Source organism: Janibacter cremeus (genome assembly GCF_013409205.1).
Lineage (GTDB): Bacteria > Actinomycetota > Actinomycetes > Actinomycetales > Dermatophilaceae > Janibacter > Janibacter cremeus.
Genome location: NZ_JACCAE010000001.1, coordinates 1,890,321 through 1,912,037, shown reverse-complemented (window position 1 = coordinate 1,912,037; position 21,717 = coordinate 1,890,321). Strand labels below are relative to the sequence as shown.

21 protein-coding genes, 1 tRNA gene and 1 riboswitch are annotated in these 21,717 nt (G+C 69.7%); of the genes, 14 read left to right on the top strand and 8 right to left on the bottom strand.

Features of this window, described 5'->3' with window-relative positions; translation table 11 throughout:
• The first annotated feature begins 10 nt into the window (after positions 1 to 10).
• The 4 genes from fdh (at position 11) to BJY20_RS09080 (ending at position 6,427) form a co-directional block, all read left to right on the top strand.
• Positions 11 to 3,361 (top strand): formate dehydrogenase, encoded by a 3,351-nt coding sequence (fdh, locus tag BJY20_RS09095; RefSeq protein WP_185991240.1) that lies wholly within the window; start codon positions 11 to 13, stop codon positions 3,359 to 3,361.
• Entirely contained in the window at positions 3,361 to 4,473 is a 1,113-nt protein-coding gene (locus tag BJY20_RS09090; RefSeq protein WP_185991239.1) for a 4Fe-4S dicluster domain-containing protein, read from the top strand. The genes fdh and BJY20_RS09090 overlap by 1 nt, the downstream gene beginning before the upstream one ends.
• Positions 4,470 to 5,609: an NrfD/PsrC family molybdoenzyme membrane anchor subunit gene (nrfD, locus tag BJY20_RS09085; protein WP_185991238.1), complete on the top strand. Its 1,140-nt coding sequence runs from the start codon at positions 4,470 to 4,472 to the stop codon at positions 5,607 to 5,609. The genes BJY20_RS09090 and nrfD overlap by 4 nt, the downstream gene beginning before the upstream one ends.
• A 191-nt stretch (positions 5,610 to 5,800) precedes the next feature.
• The gene (locus tag BJY20_RS09080) at positions 5,801 to 6,427 is read left to right on the top strand and encodes a PepSY domain-containing protein (RefSeq protein ID WP_185991237.1); all 627 of its coding nucleotides are present in this window, start codon (positions 5,801 to 5,803) and stop codon (positions 6,425 to 6,427) included.
• 80 nt (positions 6,428 to 6,507) lie between these two features.
• Here BJY20_RS09080 and BJY20_RS09075 read toward each other — a convergent pair whose 3' ends face one another.
• From BJY20_RS09075 to selD, 3 genes are read right to left on the bottom strand one after another with little or no spacing between them, the layout of a single operon-like run.
• Positions 6,508 to 7,254, bottom strand: a complete 747-nt coding sequence (locus BJY20_RS09075; protein ID WP_185991236.1) for a hypothetical protein — start codon at positions 7,252 to 7,254, stop codon at positions 6,508 to 6,510.
• Position 7,255: 1 nt separating this feature from the next.
• Positions 7,256 to 7,612: a PadR family transcriptional regulator gene (locus tag BJY20_RS09070; protein WP_185991235.1), complete on the bottom strand. Its 357-nt coding sequence runs from the start codon at positions 7,610 to 7,612 to the stop codon at positions 7,256 to 7,258.
• A 45-nt stretch (positions 7,613 to 7,657) separates the two neighbouring features.
• Complete coding sequence (selD, locus tag BJY20_RS09065) at positions 7,658 to 8,659, bottom strand: selenide, water dikinase SelD (RefSeq protein WP_185991234.1); 1,002 nt, start codon at positions 8,657 to 8,659, stop codon at positions 7,658 to 7,660.
• 214 nt (positions 8,660 to 8,873) lie between these two features.
• Between selD and BJY20_RS16620 the strand changes: the two genes are divergently transcribed.
• The 6 genes from BJY20_RS16620 to BJY20_RS09035 all read left to right on the top strand — a co-directional run bounded on the left by BJY20_RS16620 (position 8,874) and on the right by BJY20_RS09035 (position 14,635).
• Positions 8,874 to 9,167 (top strand): zinc ribbon domain-containing protein, encoded by a 294-nt coding sequence (locus BJY20_RS16620; RefSeq protein ID WP_185991233.1) that lies wholly within the window; start codon positions 8,874 to 8,876, stop codon positions 9,165 to 9,167.
• 36 nt (positions 9,168 to 9,203) lie between these two features.
• Complete coding sequence (locus tag BJY20_RS09055; RefSeq protein ID WP_185991232.1) at positions 9,204 to 9,812, top strand: AmiS/UreI family transporter; 609 nt, start codon at positions 9,204 to 9,206, stop codon at positions 9,810 to 9,812.
• A gap of 94 nt (positions 9,813 to 9,906) precedes the next feature.
• Positions 9,907 to 11,160, top strand: coding sequence for a formamidase (gene fmdA, locus BJY20_RS09050; protein ID WP_185991231.1), 1,254 nt, complete (start codon positions 9,907 to 9,909; stop codon positions 11,158 to 11,160).
• A gap of 146 nt (positions 11,161 to 11,306) precedes the next feature.
• A tRNA-Sec gene (locus BJY20_RS09045) sits at positions 11,307 to 11,402 on the top strand.
• A 51-nt stretch (positions 11,403 to 11,453) separates the two neighbouring features.
• Positions 11,454 to 12,836, top strand: coding sequence for an L-seryl-tRNA(Sec) selenium transferase (gene selA / locus BJY20_RS09040; RefSeq protein ID WP_185991230.1), 1,383 nt, complete (start codon positions 11,454 to 11,456; stop codon positions 12,834 to 12,836).
• Positions 12,833 to 14,635, top strand: a complete 1,803-nt coding sequence (locus BJY20_RS09035; RefSeq protein ID WP_185991229.1) for a selenocysteine-specific translation elongation factor — start codon at positions 12,833 to 12,835, stop codon at positions 14,633 to 14,635. The genes selA and BJY20_RS09035 overlap by 4 nt, the downstream gene beginning before the upstream one ends.
• Positions 14,636 to 14,744: 109 nt before the next feature.
• On the opposite strand, the gene BJY20_RS09030 is transcribed toward BJY20_RS09035, so the two are convergent.
• From BJY20_RS09030 to BJY20_RS09020, 3 genes are all read right to left on the bottom strand, one after another.
• Positions 14,745 to 15,224 (bottom strand): OsmC family protein, encoded by a 480-nt coding sequence (locus BJY20_RS09030; protein ID WP_185991228.1) that lies wholly within the window; start codon positions 15,222 to 15,224, stop codon positions 14,745 to 14,747.
• Between the two features lie 30 nt (positions 15,225 to 15,254).
• Positions 15,255 to 15,369, bottom strand: a riboswitch (SAM riboswitch).
• A 38-nt stretch (positions 15,370 to 15,407) separates the two neighbouring features.
• Positions 15,408 to 16,103 (bottom strand): membrane protein YczE, encoded by a 696-nt coding sequence (yczE, locus tag BJY20_RS09025; protein WP_185991227.1) that lies wholly within the window; start codon positions 16,101 to 16,103, stop codon positions 15,408 to 15,410.
• Between the two features lie 4 nt (positions 16,104 to 16,107).
• The gene (locus BJY20_RS09020; RefSeq protein ID WP_185991226.1) at positions 16,108 to 16,767 is read right to left on the bottom strand and encodes a WHG domain-containing protein; all 660 of its coding nucleotides are present in this window, start codon (positions 16,765 to 16,767) and stop codon (positions 16,108 to 16,110) included.
• Positions 16,768 to 16,874: 107 nt separating this feature from the next.
• Between BJY20_RS09020 and BJY20_RS09015 the strand changes: the two genes are divergently transcribed.
• Positions 16,875 to 17,555: a hypothetical protein gene (locus tag BJY20_RS09015; protein WP_185991225.1), complete on the top strand. Its 681-nt coding sequence runs from the start codon at positions 16,875 to 16,877 to the stop codon at positions 17,553 to 17,555.
• Positions 17,556 to 17,568: 13 nt separating this feature from the next.
• On the opposite strand, the gene ppk2 is transcribed toward BJY20_RS09015, so the two are convergent.
• Positions 17,569 to 18,459 (bottom strand): polyphosphate kinase 2, encoded by an 891-nt coding sequence (gene ppk2 / locus BJY20_RS09010; protein ID WP_185991224.1) that lies wholly within the window; start codon positions 18,457 to 18,459, stop codon positions 17,569 to 17,571.
• 85 nt (positions 18,460 to 18,544) lie between these two features.
• On the opposite strand from ppk2, the gene BJY20_RS09005 reads away from it, so the two are divergent.
• The 3 genes from BJY20_RS09005 to ybaK are packed head-to-tail and all read left to right on the top strand — an operon-like array spanning position 18,545 to position 21,273.
• Positions 18,545 to 19,207 (top strand): alanyl-tRNA editing protein, encoded by a 663-nt coding sequence (locus BJY20_RS09005; RefSeq protein WP_185991223.1) that lies wholly within the window; start codon positions 18,545 to 18,547, stop codon positions 19,205 to 19,207.
• A 60-nt stretch (positions 19,208 to 19,267) separates the two neighbouring features.
• Complete coding sequence (locus tag BJY20_RS09000) at positions 19,268 to 20,728, top strand: protein adenylyltransferase SelO (RefSeq protein WP_185991222.1); 1,461 nt, start codon at positions 19,268 to 19,270, stop codon at positions 20,726 to 20,728.
• Between the two features lie 38 nt (positions 20,729 to 20,766).
• Positions 20,767 to 21,273: a Cys-tRNA(Pro) deacylase gene (gene ybaK, locus BJY20_RS08995; protein ID WP_185991221.1), complete on the top strand. Its 507-nt coding sequence runs from the start codon at positions 20,767 to 20,769 to the stop codon at positions 21,271 to 21,273.
• Between the two features lie 95 nt (positions 21,274 to 21,368).
• On the opposite strand, the gene BJY20_RS08990 is transcribed toward ybaK, so the two are convergent.
• Positions 21,369 to 21,695, bottom strand: a complete 327-nt coding sequence (locus tag BJY20_RS08990) for a DUF952 domain-containing protein (protein ID WP_185991220.1) — start codon at positions 21,693 to 21,695, stop codon at positions 21,369 to 21,371.
• Between the last annotated feature and the right edge of the window lie 22 nt (positions 21,696 to 21,717).

Genomic DNA, 21,717 nt, shown 5'->3' with positions numbered 1-21,717 from the left:
AGCGGCGACCATGGCGCCGAAGGATTCGACGTTCCTGGGTTGGCCTGTTCTGCGGCAGTTGGCGTCGGGGGACTTCCTCGGCCGCGGCAACGCAGTCACCTCCCGCCGGACCCGTGAGATCGAACCACGCACCTCGACCGCCGACCGCGTCGTGCAGAGCGTGTGCCCCTACTGCGCCGTCGGATGCGGGCAACGCGTCTTCGTCAAGGACGAGAAGGTCGTGCAGATCGAGGGTGACCCGGACTCTCCGGTGAGCCGGGGCCGGCTGTGCCCCAAGGGTGCCGCCAGCGAGCAACTCGTCAACTCCCCCTCCCGGCAGACGCACGTGCTCTACCGCGCGCCGGGGGCCACGGACTGGGAACGCCTTGACCTGGACACGGCCGTCGACATGGTCGCCGACCGTTATCTTCAGGCCCGCGCCAACAAGTGGCAGGAGGTTGACGACAAGGGTCGCCTGCTGCGACGCACGATGGGGATCGCCTCCCTCGGGGGAGCCACCCTCGACAATGAGGAGAACTACCTCATGAAGAAGCTGTTCACGGCTTCGGGGGCGATCCAGATCGAGAACCAAGCGCGTATTTGACACAGCTCCACGGTTCCCAGTCTGGGATCCTCGTTCGGCCGAGGCGGCGCCACGCAGTACCTGCAGGACATGGCCAACTCGGACTGCATCATCATCCAGGGTTCGAACATGGCCGAGTGCCACCCGGTGGGCTTCCAGTGGGTCTCCGAGGCCAAGGCCCGGGGCGCTCGGGTCATCCACGTCGACCCACGCTTCACCCGCACCTCGGCGATCGCGGACACCCACGTCGCGATCCGGGCGGGCACGGACGTCGTCCTGCTCGGTGCGCTGATCAACCACGTGCTGAGCAAGGACCTGTACTTCCACGACTACGTCGTCTCCTACACCAACGCCGCGACACTCGTCAGCGAGGACTTCGTCGACACGGAGGACCTCGACGGAGTCTTCTCCGGGTACGACCCGCAGACCGGCAAGTACGACACGTCGTCCTGGGCATACCAGTCGGCCGACAACGGCGACGGCACGATCGGCGATCCCACCGGTGGACACGAGCACGGTGAGCACGGGGCCGCCCGGGCGACCGGCGACCTCCACGGCGCGGCGGGACCGGCGCTGGAGCACGGCAACGTCGTGCGCGACGAGACCCTGGAGCACCCGCGCTCGGTCTTCCAGGTACTCAAGCGGCACTACTCGCGCTACACCCCCGAGATGGTGGCCGACGTCTGCGGCATCCCAGTGGACCAGTTCCACCAGATCGCCGACGCCTTGGTCAGCAACTCCGGTCGGGAGCGCACGACATCCTTCGCCTACGCCCTCGGATGGACCCAGCACAGCCTCGGCGCGCAGTTCATCCGCACCGCGGCGATCCTCCAGCTGCTCATGGGCAACATGGGCCGACCCGGTGGCGGGATCATGGCGCTGCGTGGGCACGCGAGCATCCAGGGGTCGACCGACATCCCGACCCTCTTCCACATCCTGCCCGGCTACCTGCCCATGCCGACCGCAGGCACGCACGACACCTTTCAGGAGTACCTGAGCAGCATCGCCTCCCCGGACCAGAAGGGGTTCTGGACCGAGGCGCCCTCCTACACCGCGAGCCTGCTCAAGGCATGGTGGGGCGACGCCGCGACGCAGGAGAACAACTTCTGCTACGACTACCTCCCCCGCCTGACCGGGGCCCACGGGACCTATCAGTCGGTCATGGCGATGCTCGAGGACGAGGTCGAGGGCTATTTCGTCGTCGGTCAGAACCCCGCCGTCGGCTCCGCCCACGGCAAGATGCAGCGGATGGCGATGACCCACCTGAAGTGGGTCGTCGTGCGTGACTTCCAGCTGCTGGAGTCGGCGACGTTCTGGAAGGACTCCCCAGAGATCGCCACCGGCGAGCTGAAGACGCAGGACATCGACACCGAAGTCTTCTTCTTCCCCGCGGCCACCCACGTGGAGAAGTCGGGCACCTTCACCCAGACCCAGCGGATGCTCCAGTGGCACCACCAGGCGGTACAGCCCCCGGGTGACGCGCAGAGCGAGCTGGAGTTCTTCCACGAGCTCGGGGTGCGCATCCGCGAGCGCCTCGCCGGGTCGACCGACGAGCGCGACCGACCACTGCTCGACCTGACCTGGGACTACCCCAAGGACGAGCACGGGGAGACCGACGCAGCGGCCGTGCTGAAGGAGATCAACGGCTACCACCTCACCGGGGAGAAGGCCGGGCAGCTGCTCGACAAGTTCGCCGACATGAGGCCTGACGGGTCCACCGCCGGTGGCTGCTGGATCTACACGGGCGTCTTCGCCGGCGGGGTCAACAAATCGGCCAACCGCGTCCCGGGCTCCGAGCAGGACGAGGTCGCTCTCGACTGGGGCTGGGCGTGGCCGATGAACCGCCGCATCCTCTACAACCGTGCCTCGGCCGATCCGCAGGGCCGCCCGTGGAGCGAGCGGAAGAAGTACATCTGGTGGGACGAGGGCGAGCAGAAATGGGTCGGCAAGGACGTCCCCGACTTCCCGGTCGACCGGGCCCCCTCGTTCCGACCCGGCCCCGACCAGAGTGGACCGGCCGCCCTGGCCGGCGACGACCCCTTCGTCATGCAGGCCGATGGCAAGGGATGGCTCTACGCCCCCAAGGGCATGGTCGATGGCCCCCTGCCCACGCACTACGAGGCGCAGGAGTCTCCCGTCGCGAACCCGCTGTACACGCAGCAGGCCAATCCCAGTCGCATGGTCTACCCGCGCAAGGACAACCTGTGGAGCCCCTCCGGCGAGGAGCCCGGCGCGGACGTCTACCCCTTCGTCTTCACCACCTACCGGCTGACCGAGCACCACACCGCGGGCGGGATGAGCCGCTGGCTGCCGTACCTCTCCGAGCTGCAGCCGGAGATGTTCTGCGAGGTCTCGCCGGAGCTGGCGCAGCAGCAGGGCCTGGTCAACGGCGAGTGGGCGACGATCGTCTCCGCCCGCAGCGCGATCGAGGCCCGGGTGCTCGTGACGCAGCGGATGACGCCGCTGACGATCAAGGGCCGCACGATCCACCAGATCGGGCTGCCGTACCACTGGGGCGTCGGCCGTGACGCCGTCGTCGAGGGTGACGGCGCCAACGACCTGCTCGGGGTCGTGCTCGACCCCAACGTGCAGATCCAGGAGTCGAAGGTCGGCTCGTGCGACATCCGACCGGGTCGGCGCCCGCGCGGCGAGAAGTTGCTGCAGCTCGTCGCCGAGTACCAGTCACGGGCGGGCACCATTGCGCAGACCGGCAACGAGCACGTCACCGAGGTCGACCCGCAGATGCGCGAGAAGCGCGCTGCGACCCGACAGACGACCACGAGCGAAGGAGAGGGCTGATGGGTTACCTGAGCCGCCAGCTCGCCGGGCGGACCAACCCGGCGCAGGACGCCGGGTGGCAGGACCCGCCCAGCCGCAAGGGCTTCTTCACCGACACCTCGATATGCATCGGCTGCAAGGCCTGCGAGGTGGCGTGCAAGGAGTGGAACGGCATCCCCCTCGACGGGCTGACCATCAGCGGCAACTCCTACGACAACACCGGCGACCTCGGCGCGAGCACGTGGCGTCACGTCGCCTTCGTCGAGCAGAGCCAGGACCGGATCGAGGCGGCTCGCGAGTCCGGCAAACGTCTCGTCGACCTCGGGATGCCGAGCGTCGGGGCTCCTGCACCTGCACCGGAGCCGACGAGCGCGCAGCCGGCCGGGTACGGCACCCTGCCGGCACCGATCGAAGGACACGGCCCCGCGCTGTCGGACATGCTCAACGAGAAGGCCTCCGTCGAGGCCGGCGGCACGGGCGACTACGGACTCACCGCCCAGGGAGTGCCGATCGTCGGTCCAGTGCCGGAGTTCCGGTGGCTGATGTCCTCGGACGTGTGCAAGCACTGCACCCACGCAGGCTGCCTCGATGTCTGTCCCACCGGCTCGCTCTTCCGCTCCGAGCACGGCACCGTGGTCGTCCAGGACGAGATCTGCAACGGCTGCGGCTACTGCGTCGGCGCCTGCCCCTTCGGTGTGATCGAGCGGCGCACGGATGACAGCGTCAGCGTCACCGCGGACGACCACGTGCCCAACATCGGGGTCGCCCAGAAGTGCACGCACTGCCATGACCGCCTCAACCACGACCAGACGCCGGCGTGCGCCCAGGCCTGTCCGACCACGTCGATCAAGTTCGGGACGCACGACGACATGGTCGCTTCCGCCAAGGAGCGGGTCGTCGCCCTGCACGACCAGGGGTTCACCGAGGCCCGGCTGTACGGCGCCAACGAGGACGACGGCGTCGGCGGCACCGGGTCGGTCTTCCTCCTCCTCGACGAGCCGGAGGTCTACGGCCTCCCGCCGGACCCGATCGTCCCCACCGCGAGGCTGCCCGAGATGTTCCGCGCAGCGGGGGCCGCCGGCCTCGGCCTGCTCGGTGCCGCGGCGCTGGCCTTCCTCGGGAGCAAGTCGTGACCACCTCTCCCTTCGACAGTTTCCGCCCCCCGGAGTCCGGGCGACGACGTCGCCGCGCCTCGGGTGTGCGCGGTGCCGTCAGCGGTGCGGCCAAGGACGTGGCGAAGGGGGCGCGCCGCGGCTGGATGAATCGCGAGGGCGGGGGCCAGCGCGAGGCGCCGGCCGTCCCGGATGCCGAGTTCTCCAGCTACTACGGGCAACCCGTCGTCAAGCCGGTGCCGTGGGACCACCGGATCTCGGCATACCTCTTCGTCGGCGGCATCGCCGGCACCTCCGGGATCATCGCTGCGGGCGCGGCGGCCACCGGCAACGAGGTGCTGCGGCGCAACTCACGGCTGACCTCGATGGTCACCGTCGGTCTCAGTGGCGCGGCACTCGTCGCTGACCTCGGTCGGCCCGAGCGCTTCTTGAACATGATGCGCACGGTCAAGCTGACCTCCCCGATGTCGGTCGGCACGTGGATCCTGTCGGGCTACTCCGCCTTCGCCGGGGTGACCACGGCGAGCGAGGTGCTCGGCATGCTGCCGGCGCGCGGCCCCCTTCGCCCTCTCTCCCGGGCACTGGCGCCGGTGACAGCGCCGGCCACGATCGGCCAGGCCCTGATGGGCGCGCCGCTGGCGGCCTACACCGCCGTGCTGCTCGCCGACACCGCCCACCCCGTGTGGCACGAGAGCCGGAAGCAACTGCCGTTCGTCTTCGTCGGCTCCGCCGCCCTCGCCTCCGGCGGCATGCAGATGCTGCTCACCCCGCTTGCCCACGCTGGCCCGGCCCGCCGACTCGCGTTGCTCGGGGTCGCCACCGAGCTGGTCGCGATGCACCAGCTCGAGGAGCATCTCGCGCAACTGCGCATCGATGAGCCGATCGTCTCGGGGAAGGGCGCCGGCAAGCTGCGACTGGCCAAGGTGCTCGCCATCGCCGGCGGCGTGGGGACACTGCTGTCCGGCCGCAACCGGCTGGCGGCTCTCACCTCGGGCGCCGCGCTGGCCACCGCTTCCGCCCTGACGCGTGCCGGAATCGTCGAGGCGGGTATCGAGTCGGCAGAGGACCCCAAGTACACGGTCCGGGTACAGAAGGACCGGTTGGAGGCACGGCGCAGCAACGGCGTCGTCGACGACAGCATCGTCACTGTGCAGTAGGTGTACTCGGCCGACAGATTGGTGACACTCCGGTTGGGTCGTTGACGCGACTGCGAGACCGAATGGACCCGGAGTCGGCCCATCCGCACCGTCACTTTGCGCGGTTGGCACTGCTACAGAACGTAGGAGTAACGTCGAATGGACGTCTTGCGCCGCAGCGTCGGCGCGACAGTTCGACGAAAGGACCACTCATGCGCCGCACAACGATCCCCGCCCTCGTCGCGACGGCGGCCCTCGGTCTCACAGCGTGCTCCGGGTCCGACGACGCCTCATCCGATGGCTCCTCCGCCGAGACCACCACGAGCGCGGGATCGAGCCGCACCACCGGGGAGACCGACGAGTCGCAGTCACCTTCCGACACGCGTGATGTGGTCGACAGCCCACCCACGGAGGACATGCACGCCGCTCTCGACGCGACCCGCGACAGCCTGCCCGGGGCCGTGTCGAAGATCGAGCTCGAGTCGGCCGAGACCGGTGGACTCGCGTACAAGATCGAGCTCGTCTCCGAAGACATGGAGTACTCGGCGCAGTTCGACGCCGACACGCTGGACCAGCTGGGCGAGGACCGGGATGAGTTGGACCCCGACGACGCGGCGGAGGCACAGAAGCAGACCTTCGACATCAACGACCTCATCGACCTCGATGAAGCGGTGGGCACCGCCCGTGATGAGCAGGACGGCGCGGTCACGTCGTGGAAGATCGAGGGCAAGGACGACGGCAGCGTGCAGTACGAGTTCGATATCCTGCCCGACGACGCGTCTGACGACGTCGAGGTACAGATCGACGCCAAGGACGGCTCGGTCATCCACGACCCGTGACGGCTCACGTCACCTCGTCGACAGCATCGTCACGGTGAGGTCGCGTCCGCCAACGCCAGGGGCTGCCTCAGCCGTACCGATCACGACGTGAGCGCGTGCATCACCCAGACCTGGGTGAGTAGGAGCACAGTCATCAGCGGCATCGCCAGGGCGGCCAGCAGTCGGCCGCGCCGCTGACCACTCGGCACCTCGCCCGGTGCGATGATCTCGCTCGCGTCGACCCGGAGGTCGAGCCAGTTCACGGCGATGCCGGCCAGGAGCAGGAGGGCACCGGCGACACCCAGCGGCACGGTGGGCACGGTGAAGAGCGGGTCGGAGAGCAGGGCGAAGATACCGACGAAGACGCCGATGAAGAGCGCGGGGAGCAGCAGGGCGAGCCGGGGGTGCTCGACGATGACCCGCAGCGTGCGGGTGAACAGCAGCGTGCTCACCAGCAGCAGGATCACTCCCAGGCCGACCAGCTCACCGGTGGTGACGCCGGCCGGGCCACCCTCCAGCCAGTGGGTGACCGCATGCACCGTGGCGAACATCCCCAGCAGCCCGAGTCCGTTCCCGGCAATGGTCGCCGGACCGATGCTCCCACCGCGGCCGGTCGCCCCGGTGGCCTCGGCGATCTCCCGCGCGTAGGGCTTCGCCTCGCCGAAGGCCTGTGCGGCGGGCTCACCCGACTCCGCGACGTGGGTCTCGACCGTCATCAGCTCGTCCCCGATCTGGTGGCCGGGCGCGGAGAGCAGGCGCAGCTCGACGATGAAGTCGTCGCGCCACTCCTTCTCGACACTCGGGGCGATCCGACCGGGGTCACCGAAGGCACTCCGAGTCCGATTCATGTCAGTTCCTCCCTGCTACCGGCACGAGAGCACCGTCGGTGAGCTCCCGGGTGGTCGTCGTGAAGGCGGCCCAGCGGGCGGCCTGGTCGTGGGCGTGCTCACGGCCGGCCGCCGTGAGCGCGAAGTACTTGCGGCCGGGGCCGCCCTCGCCCGGTCGCCACTCGACCTCGACGTAGCCGGCCTCCTCGAGACGCCCCAGGAGCGGGTAGAGCGTGCCACCCTTGACCGCACCCAGGCCGACCCCGGAGAGCCGTTGGGTGATCGCATAGCCATAGTTGGGGCCGTCGAGGAGTACGCGCATCACACACACACCGAGCACGCCCCGCAGCCACTCCCTGGGCCAGCGCTCCTCATCCATGGCTAGATAGTAGCCCTGACTAGTCAGCCCCTCAACTAGCCAGGGTCACGTCACCTGGACGAGCGCACCATCTGGCAGCGAACCGGCGGGGAGTGTCTCACCGACAACCGGGGCCCCGGGGACCTCACCGAGGACAAGCAGCCCACCGGAGGTCTGGGCGTCGGCGAGCAGGATCAGGTCGTCCTCGCTGATGCCCTCGGCGGACAGGTGCGGACGCACCCAGTCGAGGTTGCGGCGGGACCCACCGGGGACGTGACCGGCAGCCAGCGCTGCGCGGGCGCCGTCGACGTAAGGCACGGCCGAGGCCTCGACTCGGGCCGCGACGCCGGAGGCGCGACACATCTTGTACAGGTGGCCGAGCAGCCCGAAGCCCGTGACGTCCGTCGCCGCACGCACCCCGGCATCGAGCGCTGCGCGGGCGGCGTCCCGGTTGAGGGCGACCATCGAGGCAATCGCCTCCTCGCTGCGCTCACCCGTCGCCTTGTGCCGGTTGTTCAGCACGCCGACGCCCAGGGGCTTGGTCAGGCTGATCGGCAGCCCGGCCTCGGCGGCGTCGTTGCGCATCATCGTCTCGGGGTCCGCGGTGCCGGTGACCGCCATGCCGTAGATGGGCTCGGGGGCGTCGATGCTGTGGCCGCCCAGCACGGGGAACCCGGCCTCGGTCGCGACGTCAAGGCCGCCACGCAGCACCTCGCGCAGGTGGTCGGTCGAGATCAGCTCGCGTGGCCAGGCGACGAGGTTGATCGCCATCACCGGCTCGCCACCCATCGCATAGATGTCGGAGACGGCGTTGGCCGCGGCGATACGGCCCCAGTCGTAGGGGTCGTCGACGACGGGCGTGAAGAAGTCCGACGTCGAGAGCACCGCCTGCCCGCCCCGGATGCGCACGGCGCCCGCGTCATCACCGTCATCGAGACCGACGACGACGTCCGCGCCGGGCGGGCTCGCACCGTGGAGGCCGGCGACGATCTCCTCGAGCTCTCCGGGGGGGATCTTGCAGGCGCAGCCGCCCCCGCGGGCGTACTGGGTCAGCCGAACCGGACTCATGCATTCAGGGTAATCGCTCCGTGCACGACGGCCGCCCAGCCTGCGAGAGTGCCACCAGAAGGGGCCATCAGCGGTCGTGCGATGGGCCCAGGCAAAAACCCTGAAACCTACTGTTGCCCACGTCACATTGCACTGCTAGCCTCATTGACACTTCACTAGCGCAGCAATTGGTCGTCTCCCTTTAGAGACGCTACTGCGCGGTATCATTCAGGGGGTGTTTGCGGTTCCCACGTATGAATTTTCGTGTGCTGACCATGGGCATTTCGACATCCATGCGTCGATCCGCGACATTCCCCACTTCGCGCTGTGTCCCATGTGCTCAGGCAGAAGCAAGAGGGTCTTCAGCACTCCGCGCCTGAACCTCGGCGACTCCCGCGCGCGTCAGCTCCTGGACGCGACCGGCGCCACCGCTGACACCCCACGGGTTGTGAGCTCACCACCCTCCATACCCCGCAGACCTCAACGGGTCACCTATGACCCCCGAGCCCAGAGGTTGCCGCGCAACTAGAAGCTCGACTCGGGGCTGCACGAAGGGATTGATGGCATGAGCTCCGTCGGCCTCCTCTACGTCGGTGCGGTTCTGTACCTCAATGGTCTGGCCTTGATGGGCATCATCAAGGGCACCGGAGCAACGCCCATAAACTGGTTTGTCGGATTCCTGCAGGTCTTGACTCCGACGTACCTCATATTCACGGCCAACGGAGATGCCGACGCAATTTTCTTGGCGAGTGGCCTCTACCTTTTTGGCTTCACCTACTTGTACGTGGCGATGGGAAATACATGGGGCCACGACCCCACCGGATTAGGTTACTTCTCGTTATTCGTCGCGATCATGGCGGTCGGTTATGCGGTGGGGAATCTCCTCATGTTCGACGACTACGCATTCTTCGTGATTTGGCTCCTGTGGTCCGTCCTGTGGTTCCTCTTCTACCTCACCTTGGGCAAGGGGTTGACCAGGCTCACCTGGTTCACCGGCGGCGTCGCCGCGGTTGAAGGGTGGATCACCGGGGCCATCCCCGCGTTTCTTCTGCTCACCGGCGTGTGGCAGGACCTGGACGGCCGTGTGGTCGCTGTCGCCCTGACCGTGGTGTTCGTCGTCGCGCTGGGAATCCTGTGGAGCCGCCAACCTGCGACACGCGAGGAGGCCCCCTGAACCGATCCCTGCTGTGGAGGCTCACCCGTCAGACCGTGATGGGCGCCCGCCCCGAGCCGATGTGGCTCACACACGTGCATCGAGAGGAAATATCGTGACCAAGAATCTCTTCCCCCTGGACTCCACCAAACCCTTCACCGAGCAGGCCATCCTCGGCCACAACCGATGGCACGGCGACATCCCGCCCGCCGTTACCGTCAAGCCCGGTGATGTCTTCCGCGCTGACTGTCGAGAGTGGTTTGATGGCTACATCAAGAACGATGACTCCGCGGTGGACATCGCCTCGGCCCCGATGAGCATCGTGCACGCCCTCAGCGGCCCCTTCGCCATCGAGGGAGCCGAACCGGGCGATCTGCTCATCGTCGACATCCTCGACGTCGGCCCCATCCCCAGCGAGGAGGGACCCCTGGCCGGCCAAGGGTGGGGCTACACCGGGATCTTCGCGAAGAACAACGGCGGGAGCTTCCTCGTCGACCAGTTCCCGGACGCGTACAAAGCGGTGTGGGACTTCGAAGGTGGTTACGCCACGTCGCGGCACGTCCCCGAGGTTCGCTATGCAGGGATCACCCACCCGGGCCTCATGGGAGTCGCCCCCTCGAAGGACCTGTTGTCGACGTGGAACACACGCGAGGCTGCGCTCATCGCCACCGACCCCGACCGGGTTCCGCCACTGGCGCTACCGCCCGAGCCACAGGACGCCATCCTGGGAACCCTCACGGGTGACGACTACGACCGGGTCAGCAAGGAAGGGGCCCGCACCGCCCCGGCGAGGGAGAACGGAGGCAACCAGGACATCAAGAACTTCACCAAGGGCACCCGGGTGTTCTACCCGGTGTATGTCAAGGGGGCGAACCTCTCCTTCGGCGACCTGCACTTCAGCCAGGGCGATGGAGAAATCACCTTCTGTGGCGGCATCGAGATGGGCGGGTTCCTTGATCTCAAGGTTGACCTCATCAAGGGCGGCATGGACAAGTACGGGGTATCGGAAAATGCCATCTTCCAACCCGGGATCTCCGGTCCGCAGTACAGCGAGTGGCTCGCATTCAGCGGCACCTCGGTCACCCTCGACGGCGAGCAGAAGTACCTCGACTCCGATCTCGCCTACCAGAGGGCCTGCCTGCACGCGATCGACTACCTGACAAAGTTCGGGTACAGCCCGGAGCAGGCATATCTCCTGTTGGGGTCGGCGCCAATCGAAGGACGTCTGTCCGGGGTTGTGGACATCCCCAACTCGTGCGCCACGGTCTACCTACCGACGGCCATGTTCGAATTCGACGTCACCCCGTCGAAGAATGGTCTGCACGCGATCGATCCGGGCATCGGGGCCCCCAAGGCGGACAACCCGTGACCGCGGCCGGCCGCACACTCGGCTGACTGGATGGCCACCTGCGATCCCTGGTGCCTCGTGCGAGGCACCAGGGATCGCGCACTCGCGGTGGGTGTCCCGGCGAACCGCGTCAGCACTCCCCCGCGGGCACATCTACAGTGATCCATGGAGGCGTCTGGGTTCCTGGTGGTCCCCCCGGTCTTCAACACCGGCGAGGCCGAGTACCTCGGTCTGGCGGGTTCGATTCCCGTCCGCCTCCGCCACCACTTCGAAGGGGGCGTGTGCTCCCTCGCCCGGACGAAGGGAGCAGGCCGGTGAACGAGGACCCGCGCCGGGCCATCCCGCGCACTGACGTCGCCCTGGCCGCACCCGAGTTCACGGAGGCAACCAAGCGCCTCGGTCGGACCACGGTCCGCGCCGCCGTCACCGCAGCGCAGGAGCGAGCGCGTCGCGGCGAGATCCACCCGGGCGAGGTCATCGAGGCCGCCGCCGCGACCCTGCCGGTACGGACCTCCTCGCTCACGCCCGTCCTCAACGCGACCGGCGTCGTCATCCACACCAATATCGGTCGAGCACCCCTCTCTCCCAGCGCGGTCGCTGCCGTCGTCGATGCCGCCGGTTATGTCGACGTCGAGATGGACCTGGCGACCGGGGGGCGCAGCCGTCGCGGCGCCGGGGCGTTGGCGGCGCTGCGCGAGGCCGTCCCCGACGCGGGTGACGCCCTCGTCGTCAACAACGGTGCCGCCGCGCTCGTCCTGGCGACCACCGCCTTGGCCAGCGGCAAGGAGGTCATCGTCTCGCGCGGGGAGATGATCGAGATCGGCGATGGCTTCCGTCTGCCCGACCTCATTTCCTCGACCGGCGCTCGCCTGCGCGAGGTCGGCACGACCAACCGGACCCACCCGCGGGACTACCTCGAGGCGATCGGCCCCGACACCGGCTGCATCCTCAAGGCACACCCGAGCAACTTCCGGGTCGACGGCTTCACCACGTCGGTGGGGCACGAGGAGCTGCGCGGGGCGATGCGCCCGGACGGATCCCCCGTCCCCCTCGTCGCCGACATCGGCTCCGGACTGCTCGCACCCGACCCGCTCCTGCCCGACGAGCCCGACGCGAGCACCGCTCTGCGCCAAGGGGCGTCGATCGTCACGGCGAGTGGCGACAAGCTCCTCGGCGGGCCGCAGGCGGGCATCCTGCTCGGGGATGCCGACGTCGTCACCGCCCTGCGTCGCCACCCGCTCGCCCGGGCGCTGCGCGTCGACAAGCTGACCATCGCCGCTCTCGAGGCGACCGTGCGCGCACCGGCGACGCCGGTGGCCACTGCGCTGCACACGAGCGCCGACGAGCTCCGCCCCCGGGCCGAGCAGCTGGCTGCCGCCCTCGGCCGCGAGGTCGTGGGCGTCGACGGCCGGGTCGGTGGCGGTGGCGCGCCCGGGGTACCGCTGCTCGGCTGGGCGGTCGAGGTCCCCGCCGATGTGGTCGAGCGCCTGCGCACACCGCCGGCCGACGTCCCCGTCGTCCTCGCCCGGGTCGACGACGGGCGCGGCCTGATCGACCTGCGCTGCGTCCCGGCCGACCGCGACGGCGACGTCGCGACTGCTGTCCGCATCGCCCTCGGGGACGCCGATGCTCCACACCCTGCCCAGGAAGACTCGGGGGGGATCCGGGGGGCGGAGCTCCCCGGACGTCCTTCATGAGGCGGGTACTGGCCACGGCCGGGCACGTCGACCACGGCAAGTCCACCCTGGTGCGGGCAATTACCGGCCGGGACCCGGACCGGCTGGCGCAGGAGCGCGAGCGGGGCCTGACCATCGAGCTCGGCTACGCGTGGACGACGCTGCCGAGTGGGGCTGAGGTGGCCTTCGTCGACGTACCGGGGCACCAACGATTCGTCGGGACGATGCTCTCCGGCCTCGGACCGGCGCCGACGGTGGTCTTCGTCGTCGCGGCGGACCAGGGGTGGCAGGCGCAGAGCAGCGAGCACCTCGCCGCAGTGCAGGCCCTGGGCATCACCGACGGGCTGCTCGTCCTCACGCGGTGCGACCTCGCGGCTGCCGACCAGCGGGCGTCAGTGCGAGCGGAGGCGGCTCGTCGCCTCCGCGCCGCGGGCCTCGACGTGCCGGTCTGCGAGGTCTCTGCCGTCACCGGTGACGGCCTGCACCCGGTGCGCCGTGAGTTGGACGCGCTCGTCGCCCGGATGCCGACACCCGCCCCCGACGCGCCGGTGCGGTTGTGGGGCGACCGGTCCTTCTCGATCTCCGGGGCCGGCACCGTCGTCACCGGCACCCTCGGCGCGGGCACCCTGCGCAGCGGTGACCGGCTGACCCTCCTCGACCACGGCACCACCCGCGAGGTGACCGTCCGGGGCCTGCACAGCCAGGACTGCGCACGCGACTCGGTCGAGCCGGTGTCCCGCGTCGCGGTCAACCTGCGCCGCACCGACGGGGTCTCCCGCTCGGTCGCGCTGCTGACGCCGGGCGCCTTCGTCCTCGCCCGTGTGGTCGACGTCGGCCTGGTCCGCATCGCCGGGGACGAAGGGGGCACCTCCGGCGATGCGGACTCCCCGCCCGAGGGGGCGACGCTGCACGTCGGATCCGCCGACGTGGGCGTGCACGTCCGTCCGCTCGGCGCAGGTGCAGCACGCCTGACCACTGACGCGGACCTGCCCTGGCGCGTGGGGGACCGCGCGATCCTGCGTGATCCCGGCAGCCGCCGACTGTGGTCGGTGCGGGTGCTCGACGTCGACCCCCTGCCGCTCACGCGACGGGGCGCTGCGCAGCGGCGGAGCGAGGAGCTGGCGACGGGGGACCTGGGGGCGGTGCGGTTGCGCTCGCGCTCGGCCGACCGCGATGACGACCTGGCCCGGCTCGGGCTTCCGGCACCGGAGGATGCTGTGCGACAGGGCGAGTGGTGGATCGACGCCGACGCCCTGGCGCAGTGGGGGACACGCCTGAGCGCTGCCGTCCGGGCACTCCACGCCGCCGACCCGCTCAGTGCCGGCATGCCCCTCACCGAGGCTGCTCGGTCGCTGGGTCTACCCACCCACCTACCGGCCGCCCTCGGCCAGGAGCTCGTGCGGGCCCTCGCCGAGGACCCCGGTCTGGTCATCAGCCAAGGGCGTGTCCACGACCCCTCTGCCGGAGGTCTTGGGGCTGCGGAGGCCGGCGTCCGGGCTGTCGAGGAGAAGCTGCGGGAGACCCCCTTCGTCGCTCCGGAGCGGGATGAGTTGTCGCAGCTCCGGCTCGGGAGCACGCAGCTCGCCGCAGCCGAGCGGGTGGGTCGGGTCCTGCGCCTGCCTGACGACGTCGTCCTGCTGCCCGACGCTCCGGCGCGGGCGATGCGCGTGCTGGCGGGGCTGGAGCAGCCCTTCACCCTGAGCCGGGCGCGGCAGGCCCTCGGGACGACACGACGCGTGGCAGTGCCGTTGATGGAGCACCTCGACTCCCGCGGCTGGACCCGACGGGTCGACGGCAGCCTGCGCGAAGTCGTGCGCTGACCCTACGAAGTGCTGCTGGCTGCACTTCGTAGGGCCGGCCGCAGCACGTGCTGCGGCCGGCCATACGAACTGTGGCTGACTCCCCCTGCCGGGACGGGAGCCAGGTCGATCAGACGGCGAGCTCGAGCGTCGTGCGCACGGGGACGCCGTTGGTGAGGTTGTCCGCGACAGGGCAGTGGGTGGCCACGGCCTCCTCCAGCTTGCGGTAGCTCGCGTCGCTCTCCGGGCCGGTCAGGGTGACCGCGAGGTCGATGCCCTGGAAGCCGGGTCGGACCCCGTCGACCGCGCCGAAGAAACCGTTCAGGTCGACGTCGCCGTCGACGGTGACGTCCACTCCCTCGAGCGTCAGGCCGAGCTTCTCCGCCCACACCTGGTAACTGATCACGGTGCAGGATGCGAGGGCCGCGAGGAGGTGCTCGACCGGGTTGGCGCCGAGGTCGGTGCCACCGAGACCGGATGGCTCGTCGATGGTGAAGGTGTGCTGACGCGCCGAGAGGGTGACCTCGGTGGCCGTGCCGCGCTTGAGGGCGCCCGTGACCGACGTGGTCAGGAGGTTCGGGCTGGTGGTGTCGTCGATCGTCTGGCTCATGGCATGACTCTTTCGTCCAGGGCTCTGGTGAACCCGCGCTTGACGCGGCCGGTCGGCACGCGTCCAGGTCCTCACCCGGGGCACCCCACCGAGGGTGGAGGGTTGCCGCCCAGCCAGCCGGGGCTTCGCGCTGGGACTCATGACCAAGCCATAACCTCACACATGCGCACGCATAATGTCTAGTTATGTTTCCGTGCGTCCGCCATCCGGACGCGGCACGCGCAGATCGACGGTGAAGAGCGGCAGGAAGAGCTGCGCGAGAGGACCGATCGCGACGGCGTAGAGCACCGTGCCGACCCCGACGACACCACCGAGGAACCATCCGACGACCACGACGGTGACCTCGATACCGGTACGCACCACCCGCAGCGAACCGCCGGTGGCCTTCGCCAGACCGGTCATCAGGCCGTCGCGCGGACCGGGGCCGAACTGCGAGCCGATGTACATGCCGGTGGCGATCCCGTTGAGGACGACGCCACCGACGAGGAGCGCGATCCGCCAGCCGAGGGCCTCGGGGGGCTCGATGAGGGACAGGACGATGTCGGCGGAGGGCCCGATGAGCAGGGCATTGCCGATCGTGCCGATACCGGGCTTCTGGCGCAGCGGGATCCAGCTGAGGAGGACGAGCAGGGAGACCCCGATGACGATCATGCCGAAGGTCAACGGGACGTGCTTCGAGACGCCGACGTGCAGCACGTCCCACGGGATCTGCCCGAGCGTGCCCCGGATGACCATGGCCATCGACGTGCCGTAGAGGAAAAGACCGACGAGCAGCATCGGCAACCGGACGCCGAGCCGCCCCGCGCGCAGCTGGGCGAGGGGGCCGATGTCGGCGAGCTCGCGGCCGCGCCGAGTGGTGGTCGTCCCGTCGTTGGTCATGGGCTCACCCAACACCCACGAGGCCGAGGGTGTCGACCTGTCTCGCGAGGAGCGCGGCGAAGAGGTGACCGGCCGGGTCGGCACTGCCCACGAGGTGGCCCCCGAGCTCCATCGTCACGAGTCCGATGAGGGCAGCCAGCTCCGCGATGACCGTGGCGGCCCCGGCCCCGGTCAGCCCCTCGGCAAGGACGCTCACGTCAGCCATCTGCCGCACGAGGTGAGGATCGGCGAAGGGGTGCGCCCCGACCCCCTTCGCCCCCACCTCGAGGAAGGGGGCGGCGACCGCGGCCGCCGCGGGGACCGTCTCGTCAGGGGCGACGTAGCCCGGCACCGGCGTGCCGTAGATGAGCTGGAACTCGTGCGGGCGCTCCAGCGCCCAGGCGCGCAGCGCGTGACCGAGCCCGACCCAGCGGCGGTCGGCGCGACCGGCGCCCACCTCGGCGAGCGCCGCGGCGAGACCCTCATAGCTCTCGAGGATCATCGCGGTGAGCAGCGCCTCGCGCGTCGGGAAGTAGCGGTAGACCGCCGAGCTGACCATGCCGACCTCGCGGGCGACGGCTCGCATGGACAGCCCCCCTCCCCCGTGCTCGGCGATCTCCTCCCGCGCGGCGGCAAGGATCGCTGCAGTCGTGCGCGCCCTCGATTGCTCCCTGATTCCGACCACGGGTCGATCATGACACAAAGTGAGAGCGCCGCTCTTGTCAAGAGCGGCGCTCTCACTTATGGTTGACGTAATCGAGAGCACCGCTCTCACTCATGGAAGGGATCGCCATGCGATCAGCCACCCACCACCTGGTCATGCCGGCCGCGGCGTCCGGCGCGCTCATGGTCGCGTACCTGCTGCTGCGGCCCTACGGCGACGCCGGGTCGTCGACCTCACCCGAGGCCGCCGCGGCGTTCGCGAGCGGATGGTGGGTCGTGGCCCACCTCGCCGGAGCGCTCGCCCTCGTCCAGCTCGCCCGCGTGGGGCTGCGCATCGACGACCTGCTCGGGACGACCACGACGTCGATCGCCCGGTGGAGCGGGCTGGCCGGGGCGGTGCTCGTGCTGCCCTACTTCGGCGCGGAGACCTTCGGGCTGCACGCGATCGGCCGCGTCGGTCTGATCGACCCGGCGGCGTTGGCGCTCGTCGAGGAGGTGCGTGGGCACCCGGCAGCGCTGACGACCTTCGGCATCGGGCTGCTGCTGCTCGCCGTTTGCGGGATCACCACGGCCCTCGCATGGAGTGGCGCCGTACGCTCCGGTCGATGGACGGCACCGTCGTGGGCCGCGTGGCCACTGGGCATCGGCGCGGCGCTCGTGCTGCCGCAGTTCTACCTGCCACCGTCAGGCCGGATGGCCTTCGGGCTCGCCTACGCAGCGGCGGCCGTCGTGCTGGCGGTGGCTGCCCATCGGGCGGGGATCCGGGAGGGCAGGGCCACCCCCTTCGCTCCCGTGGACGCCGCCGCCTGATGGGCGTAGGGGGTCAGTCGCCGACGATCTTCTTGCCTCGGGCGACGACCTTCTTGTCCGGCGCGTAGACGACCGACGTGTCCTTGCCCTCGTAGTCGAACTGGTTGAGGAAGAAGCGGATCGCGTTGATCCGGCCACGCTTCTTGTCGTTGGACTTGATGACGATCCACGGGGCGCGCTTGGTGTCGGTCCGCTCGAACATCGCCTCCTTGGCCTCGGTGTAGGCATCCCACCTGTCGAGGCTCTCCAGGTCCATGGGCGAGAGCTTCCACCGACGCACCGGGTCGATCTGGCGGATGGCGAAGCGGGTGCGCTGCTCCTGACGGGTCACCGAGAACCACAGCTTGGTCACGTGCACCCCGGCCTCGGAGAGCATCCGCTCGACCCGGGGTGCTTGGTCCATGAAGGTCTCGTACTGCTCGTCCGTGCAGAAGCCCATGACCCGCTCGACGCCGGCGCGGTTGTACCAGGACCGGTCGAAGAGAACGATCTCACCGCTGGTGGGCAGGTGCTGGACGTAGCGCTGGAAGTACCACTGCCCCTCCTCGCGCTCACTCGGCCTCGTCAGGGCCACGACCCGCGCCCCACGGGGGTTGAGGTGTTCGGTGAAGCGCTTGATCGTCCCGCCCTTGCCGGCCGCGTCCCGCCCCTCGAAGAGGACGACGAACTTCCTCCCGCTGTCCTGCGCCCAGTACTGGAACTTCAGCAGCTCGATCTGCAGCAGGTACTTCTCCACGTCGTAGTCGTTGCGGGTCATCAACGTCTCGTAGGGGTAGTTCTCCCGCCACGTCTCCACGGCCTTGCCGTCCGGGGCGATCAGCTGCGGGTCGTCGCCCTGGTCGTCGCGGACCGTGTACCCCTCGGCCATGAGCCGATCGATGTACTCGCGGAGGTTCTGCTGCATGAACGACCACTACCACACCCGGGTGACGCGCGGGTGCTCGTCGCGCCATCGGATGACGCCGTGGCGCTCCTGTTTCAATGGCGTCATGGAGCAGCACCGCAGGTACTGGGAGGACACCTACCTCTTCGACGTCGACACCCAGGTCGTCGCGGTGCGTGAGGAGCCCGCACCCGGCATCGCCGTGCGCGACGGCATCGTCCATCCGAAGGGGGGTGGTCAGCCCGACGACATCGCCACCGTGGAGATGCGGCCGGTATCGGTGAGCAAGGACGCCGAGACCGTCTGGCTGCACCCCGAGGGCGCGCTCCCCGCGATCGGCGACGTGGTGCACGTCGCGATCGACCCCGAGGTGCGGCGCCGACATGCCGCACTCCACTCCGCGGGGCACCTCCTCGACGCCTGCGTGGCGCCCCTCGGCTTCGTCAACGTCGGGCTGAGCCACACTCCGGGACAGGCCTTCCTGCTCTACGACGTGAACGGTGGCACCCTCCCGGACGGCGAGGAGGCCAAGACTGCCCTGATCGAGACCCTCCTCGCCCGGGCCCACGAACTCGTCGGCGCCGACCTGCCCTATGGGGCCGAGATCGACGCCGACGGGGTGCGCAGGGTGACGATCGAGGGCCTCCAGAGCGACCCGTGCGGTGGCACCCACGTGCGCACCACGGGCGACCTCACCGGCATCGAGATCACCCGCGTGCGGACCAAGAAGGGCCAGCTCAAGCTGAGCTACACCGCAGAGCACGCGTGAGCCCACGCTTCGCCCGACGCGGGAGGAGTTGCCGTTGACCGCACGTGCGATGGTGGACGGATGAGGTGGCCCTTCGACAACACCTTCGTCCGCGACCTCGGCTGGCTCGGGGTGCGGGTCGACCCGGTCCCGGTGAGCGCTCCAGAGCTGCTCGCGCTCAACGAGGACCTCGCCGTCGAGCTCGGCCTCGACCCGGCCGCGCTCCGCTCCCCGGACGGGGTGGCGGTCCTGGCAGGCAACGCCCTCGCCGAGGGCTCGGAGCCGATCGCTCAGGCCTATGCCGGGCACCAGTTCGGGCAGCTCACCCCGGTGCTCGGCGACGGCCGTGCGCACCTGCTCGGCGAGGTCGTCGACACCCACGGCCGACGCCGGGACATCGCGCTCAAGGGGTCGGGGCGCACCCCCTTCTCCCGAGCCGGTGACGGGCGCGCGGTCATGGGCCCGGTGCTGCGGGAGTACCTCGTCGCCGAGTTCATGTACGCGGCCGACGTCCCGACGACCCGGGCCCTGGCCGCCGTCGCGACCGGCGAGCAGGTACTGCGCGAGCGCCGACTCCCCGGCGCCGTCCTCACCCGGGTCGCCGCCTCGCACCTGCGGGTCGGCACCCTCGTCCTCATCGCCACCCGCGGCAGCCGCGAGCAACTCGCCGACGCCGTCGAGCACGTCCGCGAGCGGCACTACCCCGACCTGCCGCCGCACGACCCGATGGCGCTGTTGTCGGCGGTCGTCGAGCGCCAGGCCCGGCTCGTCGCGCGCTGGATGTCCCTCGGCTTCATCCACGGCGTGATGAACACCGACAACATGACCCTGTCCGGCGAGACGATCGACTACGGCCCGTGCGCCTTCCTCGACGCCTACGACCCGCAGACCTTCTTCAGCAGCGTGGACGCGATGGGGCGCTACCGCTACTGCGCGCAACCATCGATGGCGATGTGGGGCCTGGCCCGCCTGGCCGAGTGCCTGCTGCCGCTGGCCGACGGCGAACCGGATGCGCTCATGACCCAGGCCCAGGAGCGCGTCGAGGCGTTCACCGGGATCTACGAGCAGGAGTGGTTGGACGCCTTCCGTCTCAAGCTCGGCCTCGTCCGGGTGGGGAGCGAGGACCGCGAGCTCGTCGAGGACCTGCTGGTGATCGCGAAGGAGGAGGCGCTGGACTTCACGGGTCTCTTTCGGGACCTGGCTCGGGTGCTGCGCCGGGAGCCGACACCGACCCTGGACCGGGTCACGGACGTGCCGCGATGGGAGACGTGGCGGCAGCGGTGGCTGGGCCGCCTCGAGGGCGAAGGCAAGCCGACCGGGTCCAGCGCCGAGATCATGGACGAGACCAACCCGATCCACATCCCCCGCAACCACCTCGTCGAGGAGGCCCTCGCCGCGGCGCACGCAGGGGACCTCGCTCCCTTCGAGCAGCTCCTGGAGGTGCTCAACTCCCCCTTCGTGCAGCAGGAGGGGCAGGAGCGCTACGCCGAGCCCGCCGACCCCGACTTCACGCACGGCTACGTGACCTACTGCGGGACCTAGCCGACGTGTGGCGAGGTCCTCGGTGGCAGGCTGGGGACATGGCACGACGAGCGAAGGGGGGCGGCGCCACCCCCGCGACCCGCGCCCTGGTCGAAGCCGGGGTCGGGTACACCGAGCACCCCTACGAGCACGATCCGGCGGCGCAGTCCTACGGGCTGGAGGCAGCGGAGGCGATCGGGGCACCTCCCGAGCAGGTCTACAAGACGCTCCTCGCCCGGACCGACCTCGCCGCGAACCACGGCCTCGTCGTCGGGATCGTCCCCGTGACCGGTCAGCTTGACCTCAAGGCCCTGGCCGCCGCGGTCGGCGCGAAGAAGGCGACCATGGCCGACCCCGCCCTGGCGGAGAAGACGACGGGCTATGTCGTCGGCGGGATCAGCCCGCTCGGACAGAAGCGGGCGCTGAACACCGTGCTGGACGACTCCGCCCTGGAGCACGCGACGATCTTCGTCAGCGGGGGGCGACGTGGCCTCGACCTGGAGCTCCCCCCTTCGGACCTCGTGGCGCTCACCTCCGCCACTGTTGCCGGCATCGCCCGGGCCTGACCCCGCGTGTCGCGCGGCAGTTCAGCGACGCGCAGACGGGGCCATGCGGGCCCTGGCCCGGCTCCGGCGTGAACTGCCGCGCGACACACCGTTGGTCAGAGCCGCTCGACCCCGGCCACGCACACCACTGGCAAGTTCCCGCCGTAGATGTGCGGGAACTCTTCGATCACTCCCGGGGCCGGCGGCTCCCAGCGAATCTCGAGCCCGTGGTCGGCCAGTGCGGCCTCGTCCAGCGTGAGCAGGAGCAGCGGCTCGACGACGTCGGCGTAGAAGCGCTGCAGCACCCCGGCGGTCTGCTCCGGGGTGCTGCAGTGCATGAAGCCGACATCCGCGATCAACTGACCCCGCGTGGAGACCGGATAGGTGCCTGCGTCCTGCGCCGCGTGCCAGTCGGACTCCGTGGCGATGTGCTGGAGGGTCATGCGGTCACGTTACGACGGGTAC

Coding starts and splice junctions, on each gene's coding strand:
- BJY20_RS09075 (WP_185991236.1), bottom strand. CDS start 7,254: ATGAATCGGACTCGGAGTGCCTTCGGTGACCCCGGTCGGATCGCCCCG.
- BJY20_RS09080 (WP_185991237.1), top strand. CDS start 5,801: ATGCGCCGCACAACGATCCCCGCCCTCGTCGCGACGGCGGCCCTCGGT.
- ppk2 (WP_185991224.1), bottom strand. CDS start 18,459: ATGCAGCAGAACCTCCGCGAGTACATCGATCGGCTCATGGCCGAGGGG.
- BJY20_RS09090 (WP_185991239.1), top strand. CDS start 3,361: ATGGGTTACCTGAGCCGCCAGCTCGCCGGGCGGACCAACCCGGCGCAG.
- yczE (WP_185991227.1), bottom strand. CDS start 16,103: ATGACCAACGACGGGACGACCACCACTCGGCGCGGCCGCGAGCTCGCC.
- ybaK (WP_185991221.1), top strand. CDS start 20,767: ATGGCACGACGAGCGAAGGGGGGCGGCGCCACCCCCGCGACCCGCGCC.
- BJY20_RS09070 (WP_185991235.1), bottom strand. CDS start 7,612: ATGGATGAGGAGCGCTGGCCCAGGGAGTGGCTGCGGGGCGTGCTCGGT.
- BJY20_RS09035 (WP_185991229.1), top strand. CDS start 12,833: ATGAGGCGGGTACTGGCCACGGCCGGGCACGTCGACCACGGCAAGTCC.
- BJY20_RS09015 (WP_185991225.1), top strand. CDS start 16,875: ATGCGATCAGCCACCCACCACCTGGTCATGCCGGCCGCGGCGTCCGGC.
- BJY20_RS09000 (WP_185991222.1), top strand. CDS start 19,268: ATGAGGTGGCCCTTCGACAACACCTTCGTCCGCGACCTCGGCTGGCTC.
- BJY20_RS09005 (WP_185991223.1), top strand. CDS start 18,545: ATGGAGCAGCACCGCAGGTACTGGGAGGACACCTACCTCTTCGACGTC.
- selD (WP_185991234.1), bottom strand. CDS start 8,659: ATGAGTCCGGTTCGGCTGACCCAGTACGCCCGCGGGGGCGGCTGCGCC.
- BJY20_RS09030 (WP_185991228.1), bottom strand. CDS start 15,224: ATGAGCCAGACGATCGACGACACCACCAGCCCGAACCTCCTGACCACG.
- BJY20_RS08990 (WP_185991220.1), bottom strand. CDS start 21,695: ATGACCCTCCAGCACATCGCCACGGAGTCCGACTGGCACGCGGCGCAG.
- BJY20_RS09055 (WP_185991232.1), top strand. CDS start 9,204: ATGAGCTCCGTCGGCCTCCTCTACGTCGGTGCGGTTCTGTACCTCAAT.